The organism is Marinomonas sp. ABL3_031 (genome assembly GCF_056161265.1).
On sequence record NZ_JBSWYU010000003.1, the window covers coordinates 160,943 to 174,306 of the forward strand.

A 13,364-nucleotide genomic window follows, 5' to 3' on the forward strand; every position below is an offset into this window, starting at 1 on the left:
CTCAACTCAAATAAGTGTGATAGGAAATATGGAATTGACTTTCAATTGCAATTAATTATCATTTACAAAAATGATAATAATTTGGGGAACTCCATGAAGCCTTTATCCGCTTACTTATTGCGTTTATTACTCACTCTAGTAATCACCTCTCCCCTCCAAGCCGCTGAACGTATTGCCGTTGCCGGAGGTTCAATTACTGAAATTCTATATCGATTAGGAGAACAAGATAAAATCATCGCTGTTGATTCCACCAGTACATACCAAGCGGCGGACAAAAAGCATCCATTACTTGGCTATGTTAGGAACATTTCCGTTGAGGGTTTGTTATCCTTAAACCCAGACTTATTAATTGGCGAAAATGATACTGGTCCGAGCAAAGCATTAGAGCAAGTAAGAGCAGTAGGCCTTAAAACCGTTATCATAGAAGAAGACGGTTCCATTCCTGCCATTAAAAAGAAAATTCGTGAAGTGGGTAAACTGGTAAATGCAGAAGCCAAAGCGGAGCAATTAATTCAGGAAATTCAGCTCGACATTGATGCCCTCGAATACGCTAATAACAGACAACGAGAAATCTCTGCCATCAAACCTAAAGTGTTATTTTTGCTGACATTACAAAATGGTTCACCTATTGCAGCGGGCAATCATACTTCCGCTCACACAACGATAACGGCCGCTGGCGGTGACAACGCCCTGAAAAATGAAAAAGGCTGGATAAAGCTCTCTCCCGAAGCTGCCCTTGATCTCAATCCGGATGTGATTGTGGTAATGAATCGTCCAGACGCGCCCCTAGAGTCAGTGGCCAAACTGGCCCACTTCAAATACACCAAAGCGGTGAAAAATAATGCCGTCTACAGTATTGATGGTGGCTATTTATTGGGCTTTGGACCGAGAACACCACAAGCCATTGTTGAGCTAGGCACAATGATACATGATTCATTTCCCCTGCCATCGGGTTATCAATTTCGTTATGACAACCAGCAGGCTAACACTGGGCACGGCTCATGATGGACACGTTAACGCTGAGCTCTGAACGCAGCAAAAAGCAATTTATGGCCAAGCCATTTACCCTAAGCTTACTTTTAATGAGCGCCATTTTGTCCATCACAATCGGCGCTGTGCCATTGTCTTTTAGCCAAATTTTTCAAGAGCTAGTCCACACACCTTCACAAGATTACACATTGAGCACCCATGTTTTATTGGAAATTCGCTTACCTCGTACCTTGCTGGCGATGGCAGTTGGAGCGGCATTAGGTATTTGTGGTGCCGCCATGCAAGCTTTGTTTCGTAACCCTTTAGCCGATCCAGGCTTAATAGGAGTAGCAGGAGGCGGAGCCTTCGGCGCCGTGGTCATTATTGTATTGGGAAATAGCCTGTTCCCAAATGCCATGTCCTATTTTGGCTCTTACGCTCTGCCAATAGGCGCTATGTTAGGTTGCCTTGGTGTGTGTGGCATTATTTATAAACTCAGCAATAGGCAAGGACAGTTTACCATTATTACCCTCTTATTGGCTGGTATTGCAGTGAATGCGATTGTCGGTTCTTTTATTGGCATCCTGACCCTCATCAGTACGGACGAAGAATTACGGGAATTGACCTTTTGGACCATGGGCAACCTAGGAGGGAATAACTGGTCCCTTACGTTACCCGTCATACTTTTGGTTGCTGTCAGCTTAATAGGTTTAAGCCGTCTTGCGAAACCTCTAAACCTATACCTTTTAGGTGAAGCTCAGGCACAACACCTTGGCGTTCAAGTTGCTCAGCTCAAAAAAAAAGTGTTTTTGTTTACTGCCATCGCAATTGGTGCAGCCGTTTCTATTAGCGGGATGATTGGCTTTGTGGGCTTTGTCATTCCTCATCTTGTGCGTATTTTGATTGGCCCTGATCATAAATATTTGCTGCCGACCAGCATGTTATTAGGCGCCAGTTTTTTAACCCTCACAGACATCATTGCCAGGGTTGCCATCAGCCCAGCGGAAGTCCCTATTGGCTTAGTAACCAGCGCTTTGGGCGGCCCATTTTTTCTTTATGTGCTGTACAAACAAAAGCAAAGTTTGCATTAATTCATTATAAGGTATCCATCATGTCGATTAGTACACATGACTTATCAATTTCATTTAACGGCAAAGCTTGCCTAAATAATGTTCGATTGACTGCTGAATCCAATCAATTAACGATTTTAATTGGCCCTAATGGCGCAGGAAAATCCACTCTACTAAAAGCTTGTTGCGGTGATTTTGAACAAGTCAAAGATCAAGTTTATTTAAATGGCAAAAGCATCGATCATTATTCAGCAGTTGAACTTGCTCAAACAAGAGCTGTCATGACGCAGTCATACGATATGGGCTTTAGCTTTTCGGTATACGAAATAGTTGCCATGGGTTGTTATGCTTTCGAGCATCTTATCTCTCGGCAAGATAAGAAAAAAATAATAAAAGATGTCATGAGTTATCTGTCGCTAACGCATTTGAGTGAACAAAACTTTTTGACCCTGTCTGGAGGAGAAAAACAACGTACACAATTGGCTCGTGTACTGGCGCAACTTTGGTTTCCTTATCAGCAAGATGCCCCGCGCTATCTTTTCTTAGATGAACCCACCTCTAGCCTAGATATTTTTCATCAGCACCAAGTCCTGTCTATGGCAAAAACCCTTACCCAGAGAAACATAGGCGTTTTGGCAGTCATTCACGATCTATCACTAGCCGCCAATTTTGCAGACCAATTAATCTTACTCAATCACGGTAAGCTAATAGCACAAGGAAATGCGCAAAACGTTCTACAAAGACAAAACCTTGAGAAGGTGTATGGTGTCAAAGGTGATTATTTCCATTCATCAGCACATACCCAGCCCACGGTAATATTAGACGCAGTTCAATAACCTTCTTTTTTCAGACTAAATAAAAAGAGAGCACCTAAGGCACTCTCTTTTTATTTTTTCCTTTTTTATCGCCTTAATCAAGCCACTAAGGTGGCTTCAGCAACGGCACGCCAATCTAGATTCTCTGGACTTTTTTCCACTCTCTTACCAAAGAATTGCACCAACTGACTTCCTGTTTCATCATACAACTCTAACGAGGTAATGATACCATCAGAGGTGGGTTTTCGGATTAACCAACCACGGCTTATGCCACTCATCAGTAAATGCAAATTAAATTCTGGGTCGAGAATATTCAACCAATCCCCTCTTTCAACAACCGAGTGAATCACGCCAGAGTGAATTTGAATACCGCCCTTATTGCCCACAAAGCACATAATTGGCACACTTTGCTCCGCTAAGGTAGTTAACACATCCTTTAACCTAGCAATATCAAAGGGCTGAGCATACTCTTCACCGACCAAATCAAATGCTTGCTCCCGAGTGACGGCATGTTTCTTTAACAGGCCAACAAACTGATGCACATCTGTCATACTAGTCCAGTCACGATACAAAGCTTTTTGATCCACTTCGACCGCCTTACTGGAAGTTGCCACCGGAGGTTTTTTTACGATATCTAAGTGAACTTGCTGATCAGGATGGCGATATTTTGTCACCAGTTTTCCATAGGCATCCATATCACTATTATCTTGCAAAAAGAGCTTTTGAATTGCCACGCCATTTTCATCGTAAAACTGAAGACTAAAACGACTTCCTTGACTCAGTGTTTCTCGAACAGCAAAACCATGCTTCCATTGCTTCAAAAACAAACGCAAATCAATACGTTTATCCGAAGAGATGATTAACCCCATTCCCATCGGCCCGCCAACTTTGACATTATCATAAACGCCTTTTCGCTCATGAACCGCATACTCATTGCGCAGCAAAATCATGACATACCCTAAACTTGGGAGATCTCTGAGCAAATTGGCAAAATCACCGTTTAAATAAAGACTTTGCACACCCAATTGCTGATGAAGCATTTCCGCTTCAGAGATAGCTAACTGTTCAGCAACATCACGCTGACGCATACTTGGCTTTTCTTGCTTCAATGCAGCATACCTCTCCTGTATTGAAGCATTATCAACCGATCTGTCAAATAGTGTCTCAATGGACATAATGACTCCAGATTTATCTAATTAAAAAGTGGAAGTAAGTGACAGCTTGTAAGAGCGTCCGCTTTCTAGATAACGTTCTGATTCTCGTGTCGGTTGGGCTGTCACAACCTTATCGGTCAAATTATTGATACCAAATCGCACTCTAGTATTATCAAGTATCTGCTTACTGATTCCTAAATCCGCCACAAAATACCCATTAAGCATTTCGGTATTCTCCTCGTTAGTAAACTGATCACCGACATAACGAGCTTGCGTATCCAGATCAAAACCTGAATAAACATCTTTATGAAGGTAATTGACTTTTATCAGACGATCCGCACGATCCTCCAATTCCTTGCCAGTGGATTCATCTTCTGTATCCAGATAAGTAAAACTCAAGCTGAGTTTCTGGGAGGCTGTATCATTAAATATTGACCAGCTGAACTCCAGACCTTGTAAAATAGCAGATTCCACATTCTGATATTGTGTAACACTTGATGACAACTCTTCTGTTTCAATTAAGTCCTCTACATCAGAACGAAACAAAGTCATGGCACCTTGAGAGTTACTCTGCTGAAATGTTAAGCCTAGCTCAAGGGTGTTCGCCGTTTCTGGTTTGAGATCATCGTTTCCAAAATAAGTAGTTCTTCCAGCATTTACCACGTAATTAGAAGACCCCTGACTAAGAGAGGGCGCAAGGTAACTTTTACCATAACCTGCTTTAACACCCACAACCGGTGTTAGTTGGCTAACAAAACTCACTTTCGGACTCACCTCACTGCCATATTTACTGTGATCATCAAAGGCAGCACTCACGGTTATACTCGTCTCGTCCGTCATCTTAAAAACATTTTGAGCGACAAAAGTTGTTGAATCGACCTTATCTTGGAAACTCGTGGTATCGTCGCGAATGGCTTCTTCTTCTCGATAATTTAAGCCAAGACTCAAATAATTTTTTTGATTTAAAAAGCCTTGCGTATCCATAGCAAAGTTATCTTCTTTAACCGTCCAATCTCGAGTGGCTTCGAGCACATTCGACTCACCTGTCGAATAAGAAAATGTGCTTTCAAAATCGGCTATTTCGGTAAAATATTCAACAGTAAACACTTCGGTTTCCACGTCAGTATTATCGTCCTCTTCTCCCGAAGAGTCGTATTCTTTACTCTTATCATCAGAATGTAGAGCACTCAGTTCAAAACGATCACCATTATTTAAATCAACCCCCATTACGGCTTGATAATTTTCAAGATCCTTAGACGATTGTAAACTGGCTAAATTATCATTATCACGAATTTCATCTCTGTCAGTGGTTTGTCCAGAAACCAATAAATCTATATTATCCGTTACTGCACCAGAAGCAGACACACTCACTCCTTGACTATCACCACCGTTGGCATTGTCCATCACTTCCCCATAAAGAGAAATCGAACCAGACCATTCAAGAGATGATTTTTTGGTAATGATGTTAATAACGCCTGCCAAGGCATCCGCCCCATACAAACTAGAAGCTGGGCCACGGATAATTTCAATTTTTTCAATATTCGATAAAGGCACTAATCCATAACGATAAGACGGTTCTCTCGGTACGGAACGGTCTATATTTGGAATGCGTTTGCCATTTATCAAAATCAATACTTGATCCGTACCAAAGCCTCTTATTTGAGCCGCTGGTGATGGATTAACATAGGTGGAAACAAGTTGAACACTGGGGGATAAATTTATAACGTCCGCCAAATCATTGGCACCACTGGCTTGTATATCCTCAGCCGTAATCACACTCACCGAACCAGAATAATTATTTTGATCGACAGGCGCTTTGGCAGAAACAATCAAGGACTCCAGATCTACACCTGTTGTTTCATCCGCTAATAGAGTATTTGCTGTAATGGCACAACCAGATATCAGAATGGCTAACTTTGTTTTATTTATCTTCATTTTTTAAAACCTAATAAAGTTGAAAGATGATGTACAACTAGCTTTCCCTGCAACCTTTAATCTAAATGATAATGATTAACATCATTATTATCAATAACATCTTTACAAATATCTCTCACTATGGTTTTTTTATGCAAATGACATCATTCAACATCCTAGGTATACTAGCTCGCATTCAAGACTGATCTCTTTACACAGAGAAAAGCGACCACTTACAGACGGGATAACCATTTGAGCTAACTTTTCCTTTCAATCTACAAAGCCTTTAAGGCGCTCAAAAACAAGTAACTTAAACCACTGTGATGGACTAATTCATGAATTCTTTAACTCTTGGCCCTTTAAATCAGGCCAATGGCGAAATCCAAATTCCAGGCTCAAAAAGCCTTTCAAATCGCATTTTATTGCTGGCAACCCTTGCCAAAGGCACGACCAAAATCACCAACTTGCTGGACAGTGACGACATACGTCACATGCTAAACAGTCTGACCAAGTTAGGGGTTCAATATCATTTACAAGATCAAGGAACCACCTGCATTCTTGAAGGGTTAGGCGGCCCTATCCAAGCGAACAAAGCGGATCTTTTCTTAGGTAATGCAGGCACGGCAATGCGCCCATTAACCGCTGCTTTGTGTTTGGGCAAAGGGGAATTTTTATTGCATGGCGAACCACGCATGCATGAACGCCCTATTGGCGACCTAGTGGATGCTTTGCAATCTCTTGGGGTTGATATTCAGTACCAAGGCGAAGTGAATTATCCGCCTTTACTCATCAAGGCCAACGGTTTACAAGGTGGCGAAGTGTCCATCAAAGGCAATATTTCTAGTCAATTCCTAACCGCCATTTTGATGAGTGCCCCCTTGGCCAAACAGGATTTGATCATCAAGGTGGATGGCGAATTGGTGTCAAAGCCATATATCGATATTACGTTACATGCCATGAAGCAATTTGGCGTCGAAGTCAAAAACCAAAACTACCAGGCCTTTGTGGTCAAAGGCCAGCAAACTTACCAAAGTCCAGGTGAAATCATGGTCGAAGGTGATGCGTCTTCCGCTTCTTACTTCCTAGCGGCAGCCGCCATTGCGGGTGGCAAAATCAAGGTTCACGGTGTTGGCACAGAAAGTGTTCAAGGTGATGTGAAATTTGCCGAAGTGCTGGAAAAAATGGGCGCCAAAATTACCTATGGTCCTACTTGGATTGAAGCAGAGCGCAATACACTTAAGGGCGTGGATCTGGACATGAACCACATACCCGATGCGGCTATGACGATTGCCACCACCGCCCTTTTTGCTGAAGGCACCACCAGCATTCGCAATATTTATAACTGGCGCGTAAAAGAAACGGACCGGTTGTCTGCCATGGCGACCGAGTTAAAGAAACTCGGCGCAGAAGTCGTTGAAGGAGAAGATTTCATCAGCGTAACACCGGTTAAACACTTAAAACATGCGGCAATTGATACCTACAATGATCACCGTATTGCCATGTGTTTTTCATTGGTTGCCTTTTCTGACACCCAAGTCACCATCAATGACCCTGGCTGTACCTCTAAAACCTTTCCAACCTACTTCAACTTGTTTGCTAAGGTAACCAGCTAATCTATTAAATGACCTGTTGAAATCAGCAGGTCATTTAGCTTTCAACTTTTACAAGACTTCATCTTGCACTTAACGCTGGATCCCAATCCTTCCAAATGACTTGCCGGCCTTGCTGCTGAATCATAGCGGCAATCTCATGAACCGATCTGTCATCACTGACTTCAAATTGTTCAAGTGCTGGCGTTGATTCCTCAGCGTACCCTCCCGGTTGAGTTTTCGATTCCGCACTCATGGTGGTAAAGCCCATGCGTACAGCATGATGACGAAACTCAGGCGATTCACGAGTAGACAAGCTCATTTCCAGATCCGCATCAAACAAACGCCACGCCGCGATCAACTGAACCAACTGTCGATCACTGATCACAGACTTGGGTTCAATACCACCTTCGCAAGGGCGAATGCGTGGAAAAGCGACGCTAAAACGACTTCGCCAATAGTGTTTTTGCAAATGACGCAAATGATAGGCCATCATCAGGGAATCGGTTCGCCAATCCTCCAAGCCTAACAACACACCTAAACCAATCTTGTGAATATGCGCTTTTCCAAGCCTATCTGGAGCGTCCAATCGATAGTTGAAGTTGGCTTTATTGCCACGCAAATGATGTTGCAAATAGGTGGCGCGACGGTAGGTTTCTTGATACACCAAAACGCCATCTAAGCCGAGGGTTTGTAGTCTCTGATATTGCTGCTGTTCAAGCGGCTGAACTTCCATAGAAAGCTGGCTAAAATGCGCTTTAATACGAGGTAACATGCGTTCAAAATATGGCATCGATACCTTATTCGTTTCCCCTGTGACCAGTAAAATATGATCAAAGCCTTTACCTTTAATAGCGGCCACTTCGGCATCCAATTGTGATTCATTAAGGGTTAATCGGCGAATCGCATTGGACATGGAAAAACCACAATAAGTGCATTCATTGGCACAGGTATTCGATAAATACAAGGGCGCGAACAGACTTAAGGTGTTACCAAATCTTTGCTGAGTTATTCGCTCACTCTTAGCAAGCATAGCCATCAAATAAGGTTCAGCAGCGGCTGAAATCAACGCAGCAAAATCGTCCACATTGCGATTTTGCTTATTTAAAGCCAATTCCACATCAACGGCTGTTTTCTGTTGGTGAAGCTGATTTACTTGCTGCCAATCCATGCTTTCCAGCAGCGCACTAAACTGCCCTTCAATAGCCGGACTCTGCTCAATCAAACGCACTTTACTCATGACAAAGCACCAACAAATTCCGTCAGTGGACTGGTCGCAACAGCCGTCATGCCCTTTTCTCCTAAACCTGCTTCAAACGCCATGCGACCTGACATCACCGCCATTTGAAAGGCTTTTGCCATTTGTTCAGGTTGCGTGGCAACCGCCATGGCGGTGTTGATTAACACCGCATCTGCACCAATCTCCATGGCCAAAGTCGCATCTGAAGGTGCACCTATACCCGCATCGACAATCACAGGCACATTGGCTTGCTCTATGATGATTTCTAAAAAGGGACGACTGGCTAAGCCCATGTTTGAACCTATGGGTGACCCCAACGGCATCACACACTGGCAACCCACTTCTTCGAGTCGTTTACATAGCACAGGATCGGCATGCACATACGGCATCACCACAAACCCTTTTTGTACCAAACGTTCTGCAGCCAACAAGGTTTCATGACCATCTGGCATGAGATAGCGAGGGTCCGGATGAATTTCCAGCTTGACCCAATTGGTGTGTAACGCCTCTCTTGCCAACTCAGCAGCGAAAACCGCTTCGTCAGCATTTCGTGACCCTGAGGTATTGGGTAACAACTTAATTCCCATATTTTGCAAGGGTTGTAGTATGTCATCCGTATGTCGTTTCAAATCCATTCTACGCAGTGACAAGGTGACCAATTCGGTTCCACTTGCTATTAAAGAGCGTGCCATGTTTTCTGAATTGGCGTATTTTCCTGTCCCGGTAAATAAACGGGAGGAAAAAGTATAATCAGCAATCGTTAACCCTTGCATCTTAGCCTCCAGCAATGGATTCGAAGATAAAAATTCGACTCTCAGGTTTGAGTAAAGTCGATTGCCAAGCACTGCGAGCAATCACAGTTTGTTCAATCGCCACCGCAACGCCTTGCCCTTCTTTGCGCAAGTCCTCTATTAAATCCTGCACATTCACACCTTGGAACTCATAGGCTTCATCATTGATAAAAATCTGCATCATTGTATTTGCTTAGCCTCTTCAAACATTTGCATTAATTTTTGAGTCGCTTGGATTGGGTCTTCTGCTTGGGTGATGGCAGTGACAACCGCCACACAATCCACCCCTGTTTCAGCGACGGACGTAAAACGTTGTTGACTAATGCCACCAATAGCCACGCAAGGAAAAACTTCTTTGAGTAGCCTTACATAAGCTTGTAAGCGCATCACACCTTGAGGCTGTGACGGCATGTTTTTGGTTTGTGTCGGGAAAATATGACCAAGAGCGATATAACTCGGTTGGACTTTTTTCGCTCGCGCAATTTCAAAATAACCATGGGTACTTATGCCAAGGCGTAATCCTGCCGCTTGTATGGCGTCTAGATCCGCTGTCATTAAGTCTTCTTGACCAAGATGGACACCATAAGCGCCAAACTCAATGGCCTTTTGCCAATAATCATTGATGTAGATTTGCGCTTGATACTCTTTACCTAACCAAACGGCCTCTTTTATCTGATTATCTAAATCGGATGAATTTGAGTCTTTTATTCTAAGCTGAGCGACTTTAATGCCTTGTTTCAGCACTAAGGCTAACCATGCCACTGAATCCACCACAGGATATAATCCATAGAACCCTTGCTTTGCAGATGCAAAGGCTTCTATGGATAAGCTATTGTTTGAGGTGGAAAGGACCTCTGGAAAATCATTGAGTTTAGATGGCCAACCCGGACGCCCCAAAGGGCCTGCTCCTGCACCGATTTGTACACCGGATTTGAGCGCGCCGGTTAAATAGGCTTTCGCTAAGGTGATCGCGTCTTCTAGTGCATAACCATGGGCAAGAAAACTGGCCAACGCCGTGGACAGGGTACAACCTGTACCACGAGTATTATGCACCCTTAGTCGAGGTGAACTAAAACCGTGAATCTCTTCTCCCTTAAACCACCAGTCGGTAGCAGAGGCATCATCAGAATGCCCGCCTTTTAACAACCAAGTTACCTGATTTACACCAAAGAGTTCTATCATCTGTTGTGCCAAAGTATGAGGATTTGATTGTCCCGATAAACCCGTCAAGGCATCAAACTCCATCAAATTGGGCGTTACCATATCGACATAAGGAAGCATATGATCAAGCAAATCCTTTGCCGCATCATCTTGCTGCAAACGATTGCCCGCTTCACTGCTGGCCGCCATGACAGGATCAAACACCACTTTGATGCTCGATTGCTGTTTTTTAATACGCGCCAACCATTCACTGCAGGCTTTCACCAACTCAGATGTTGGCAACAAACTCACTTTAATGGCATCGGGTAACACATCGTCCATTAGGGTTTGCCATTGACCGTCAAACATGGACAAACTCACCGGCTCCACTAACTCTACCCGTTTGGAATTTTGTGCTGTGGTACAAGTCACTATGGTTTGTACATGACAAGACAAATCTTGCCCGGTACGTAAATCCGCTTGCAAACCAGCATGCGCAGAGGAATCAGAGCCGCCAACACACCAGACAATCGGCGGCCTTGTTTGGCTTGATTGACTCATTTTACTTCCGCCTTAGCCTGCGCTTGATCCAATTTATCCGTTGTTAGGTAAACATCACTGCCTAATTCACGAAACTGCTCAGACATTTTTTCCATACCGAGCTGTGCTTCATCATCTTGCAGGGCTGTAATATTGATAACTTGATCTTGACCCTGTTCTTGCCGTTCTAAACCAGCGGCATAATCACGCACTTCTTGGGTAATTTTCATGGAGCAAAACTTGGGTCCACACATAGAGCAGAAATGCGCCACTTTGCCCGAGGCCTGTGGCAGGGTTTCATCGTGATAAGCACGCGCCGTTTCTGGATCCAGCGCGAGATTGAATTGATCTTCCCAACGGAACTCAAAACGTGCTTTGGACAAAGCATTGTCTCTCACTTGCGCTCCCGGATGACCTTTGGCCAGATCCGCAGCATGAGCGGAAATCTTATAAGTAATCAAACCCTGTTTTACGTCTTCCTTATTCGGCAAACCTAGGTGCTCTTTGGGTGTGACGTAGCACAACATGGCACAACCATACCAACCTATCTGCGCCGCTCCGATTCCAGACGTAATGTGGTCATAACCCGGCGCAATGTCTTGGGTTAACGGACCAAGAGTATAAAAGGGTGCTTCATGACAATGCTCAAGTTGCTCTGTCATGTTCTCTTTAATAAGTTGCATGGGAACATGTCCAGGACCTTCGATCATGACCTGCACATGGTATTCCCAAGCAATTTTGGTCAGCTCACCCAAGGTTCTTAGCTCAGACATTTGCGCTTCATCATTGGCATCCATGATGGAGCCAGGACGCAAGCCATCGCCAAGGGATAAAGCCACATCATAAGCAGCGCAAATTTCGCAAATGTCGCGAAAACGCTCATATAAAAAGCTCTCTTGGTGGTGCGCAAGACACCATTTCGCCATGATAGAACCACCACGGGAAACAATGCCGGTAAGGCGTTTTGCCGTCATTGGCACGTATCTCAATAACACACCAGCGTGAATGGTAAAGTAGTCTACGCCCTGCTCAGCTTGCTCAATCAAGGTATCGCGAAAAACGTCCCAATTCAGATCTTCGGCAATGCCATTCACTTTTTCCAGCGCTTGATAAATCGGTACGGTACCAATAGGCACGGGAGAATTACGCAGAATCCATTCGCGGGTTTCGTGTATGTTTTTCCCTGTCGATAAATCCATCACAGTGTCGGCTCCCCAACGAGTCGACCAAACAAGCTTCTCCACCTCTTCTTCAATGGAAGACGTCACCGCAGAATTACCAATGTTGGCGTTAACTTTCACCAAAAAGTTACGACCTATGATCATAGGCTCAGATTCTGGGTGATTAATGTTATTCGGAATTATGGCGCGGCCTTTCGCCACTTCTTCACGCACAAAATCTGGGGTGATCTTGTCTTGCAAGTTCGCCCCAAAACTCTGTCCCGGATGCTGCTTCAACAAGAGTTCGCTTTTGATGACTTCAAGGTTTTGATTTTCACGAATGGCAATGTACTCCATTTCTGGAGTAATGATGCCTTGCTTGGCATAATGCATTTGAGTGACACACTTACCTTGCCGAGCACGTCTTACTTTCGGCAAATGCTGAAATCTAAGCTCATCAAGACGCTCATCGTCCAATCGTGATTGAGTAAAAGTGGAACTCACCTGTGATAAGAATTGCGTATCCTGACGAGCCTCGATCCATTCATTGCGGATAGGTTTGATCCCACGGTAAACATCAATTTTTTCTTGTGGATCACCATAAGGGCCTGAACAATCATAAACATACACAGCTTCATTAGGTTCAAAGGTCAAGTTATCAGGATCCGAGCCAAGCGGTGTATCAGTAAGATTAATCTTACGCATCGGCACACGAATGGAGTCATCTGAGCCATTGAGATAAATGCGCTCAGAGGCTGGAAAAGGCTTGGCTTGTAAGGACTCAATAAAGGCCTTTGCAGCAAGGCGAGCCGCTTCGCGAGAAGACTTATTAGGTTTTTTGTTATTCTGATTCGACATGAGCATTTCCCTTTAAAAAATGGAGAATTGCTTGTCTGGGGTGCTGGTTTAACCAAAGTTCACCAACGAACTTATGGCAAAAAAGAATTCCTGAATCGAAAATTAAATGTCATGCGACTGACCG

Annotated in this window: 11 protein-coding genes; 4 read left to right on the forward strand and 7 right to left on the reverse strand. The window is 43.9% G+C overall.

Annotated features, from left to right (window positions below):
• Positions 1-93: 93 nt before the first annotated feature.
• The 3 genes from ACXAH2_RS05190 to ACXAH2_RS05200 are packed head-to-tail and all read left to right on the forward strand — an operon-like array spanning position 94 to position 2,875.
• The gene (locus ACXAH2_RS05190; protein WP_475077114.1) at positions 94-1,005 is read left to right on the forward strand and encodes a heme/hemin ABC transporter substrate-binding protein; all 912 of its coding nucleotides are present in this window, start codon (positions 94-96) and stop codon (positions 1,003-1,005) included.
• Complete coding sequence (locus tag ACXAH2_RS05195) at positions 1,002-2,060, forward strand: FecCD family ABC transporter permease (protein ID WP_475077115.1); 1,059 nt, start codon at positions 1,002-1,004, stop codon at positions 2,058-2,060. Before ACXAH2_RS05190 ends, ACXAH2_RS05195 begins: the two co-directional genes overlap by 4 nt.
• Positions 2,061-2,080: 20 nt before the next feature.
• A complete protein-coding gene (locus tag ACXAH2_RS05200) occupies positions 2,081-2,875 on the forward strand; it encodes a heme ABC transporter ATP-binding protein (RefSeq protein ID WP_475077116.1) in 795 nt (264 codons plus the stop codon).
• Between the two features lie 77 nt (positions 2,876-2,952).
• Here ACXAH2_RS05200 and ACXAH2_RS05205 read toward each other — a convergent pair whose 3' ends face one another.
• Together ACXAH2_RS05205 and ACXAH2_RS05210 are read right to left on the reverse strand one after the other, a co-directional pair.
• Positions 2,953-4,029, reverse strand: coding sequence for a hemin-degrading factor (locus tag ACXAH2_RS05205; protein WP_475077117.1), 1,077 nt, complete (start codon positions 4,027-4,029; stop codon positions 2,953-2,955).
• 21 nt (positions 4,030-4,050) lie between these two features.
• Positions 4,051-5,943 (reverse strand): TonB-dependent receptor plug domain-containing protein, encoded by a 1,893-nt coding sequence (locus ACXAH2_RS05210; protein ID WP_475077118.1) that lies wholly within the window; start codon positions 5,941-5,943, stop codon positions 4,051-4,053.
• A 314-nt stretch (positions 5,944-6,257) separates the two neighbouring features.
• On the opposite strand from ACXAH2_RS05210, the gene aroA reads away from it, so the two are divergent.
• Complete coding sequence (gene aroA, locus ACXAH2_RS05215) at positions 6,258-7,535, forward strand: 3-phosphoshikimate 1-carboxyvinyltransferase (protein WP_475077119.1); 1,278 nt, start codon at positions 6,258-6,260, stop codon at positions 7,533-7,535.
• Between the two features lie 58 nt (positions 7,536-7,593).
• On the opposite strand, the gene thiH is transcribed toward aroA, so the two are convergent.
• Genes thiH through thiC form a run of 5 tightly spaced genes read right to left on the reverse strand, consistent with a single transcriptional unit; the run spans position 7,594 to position 13,240 of the window.
• Positions 7,594-8,751 (reverse strand): 2-iminoacetate synthase ThiH, encoded by a 1,158-nt coding sequence (thiH, locus tag ACXAH2_RS05220; RefSeq protein WP_475077120.1) that lies wholly within the window; start codon positions 8,749-8,751, stop codon positions 7,594-7,596.
• Positions 8,748-9,524 (reverse strand): thiazole synthase, encoded by a 777-nt coding sequence (locus ACXAH2_RS05225; RefSeq protein WP_475077121.1) that lies wholly within the window; start codon positions 9,522-9,524, stop codon positions 8,748-8,750. Before ACXAH2_RS05225 ends, thiH begins: the two co-directional genes overlap by 4 nt.
• Before the next feature lies 1 nt (position 9,525).
• Positions 9,526-9,726: a sulfur carrier protein ThiS gene (gene thiS, locus ACXAH2_RS05230; RefSeq protein WP_475077122.1), complete on the reverse strand. Its 201-nt coding sequence runs from the start codon at positions 9,724-9,726 to the stop codon at positions 9,526-9,528.
• Positions 9,723-11,243 carry a thiamine phosphate synthase gene (thiE, locus tag ACXAH2_RS05235; protein WP_475077123.1) on the reverse strand — a complete coding sequence of 507 codons (1,521 nt, stop codon included), beginning with the start codon at positions 11,241-11,243 and terminating at the stop codon, positions 9,723-9,725. Before thiE ends, thiS begins: the two co-directional genes overlap by 4 nt.
• Positions 11,240-13,240 (reverse strand): phosphomethylpyrimidine synthase ThiC, encoded by a 2,001-nt coding sequence (thiC, locus tag ACXAH2_RS05240; protein WP_475077124.1) that lies wholly within the window; start codon positions 13,238-13,240, stop codon positions 11,240-11,242. The genes thiE and thiC overlap by 4 nt, the downstream gene beginning before the upstream one ends.
• Positions 13,241-13,364: the final 124 nt, after the last annotated feature.

Excerpts from the sequence above, each read along its gene's own strand:
- ACXAH2_RS05210 (WP_475077118.1), bottom strand. The coding sequence starts at position 5,943 with ATGAAGATAAATAAAACAAAGTTAGCCATTCTGATATCTGGTTGTGCC.
- ACXAH2_RS05195 (WP_475077115.1), top strand. The coding sequence starts at position 1,002 with ATGATGGACACGTTAACGCTGAGCTCTGAACGCAGCAAAAAGCAATTT.
- thiC (WP_475077124.1), bottom strand. The coding sequence starts at position 13,240 with ATGTCGAATCAGAATAACAAAAAACCTAATAAGTCTTCTCGCGAAGCG.
- thiS (WP_475077122.1), bottom strand. The coding sequence starts at position 9,726 with ATGATGCAGATTTTTATCAATGATGAAGCCTATGAGTTCCAAGGTGTG.
- aroA (WP_475077119.1), top strand. The coding sequence starts at position 6,258 with ATGAATTCTTTAACTCTTGGCCCTTTAAATCAGGCCAATGGCGAAATC.
- thiH (WP_475077120.1), bottom strand. The coding sequence starts at position 8,751 with ATGAGTAAAGTGCGTTTGATTGAGCAGAGTCCGGCTATTGAAGGGCAG.
- thiE (WP_475077123.1), bottom strand. The coding sequence starts at position 11,243 with ATGAGTCAATCAAGCCAAACAAGGCCGCCGATTGTCTGGTGTGTTGGC.
- ACXAH2_RS05205 (WP_475077117.1), bottom strand. The coding sequence starts at position 4,029 with ATGTCCATTGAGACACTATTTGACAGATCGGTTGATAATGCTTCAATA.
- ACXAH2_RS05190 (WP_475077114.1), top strand. The coding sequence starts at position 94 with ATGAAGCCTTTATCCGCTTACTTATTGCGTTTATTACTCACTCTAGTA.
- ACXAH2_RS05225 (WP_475077121.1), bottom strand. The coding sequence starts at position 9,524 with ATGCAAGGGTTAACGATTGCTGATTATACTTTTTCCTCCCGTTTATTT.
- ACXAH2_RS05200 (WP_475077116.1), top strand. The coding sequence starts at position 2,081 with ATGTCGATTAGTACACATGACTTATCAATTTCATTTAACGGCAAAGCT.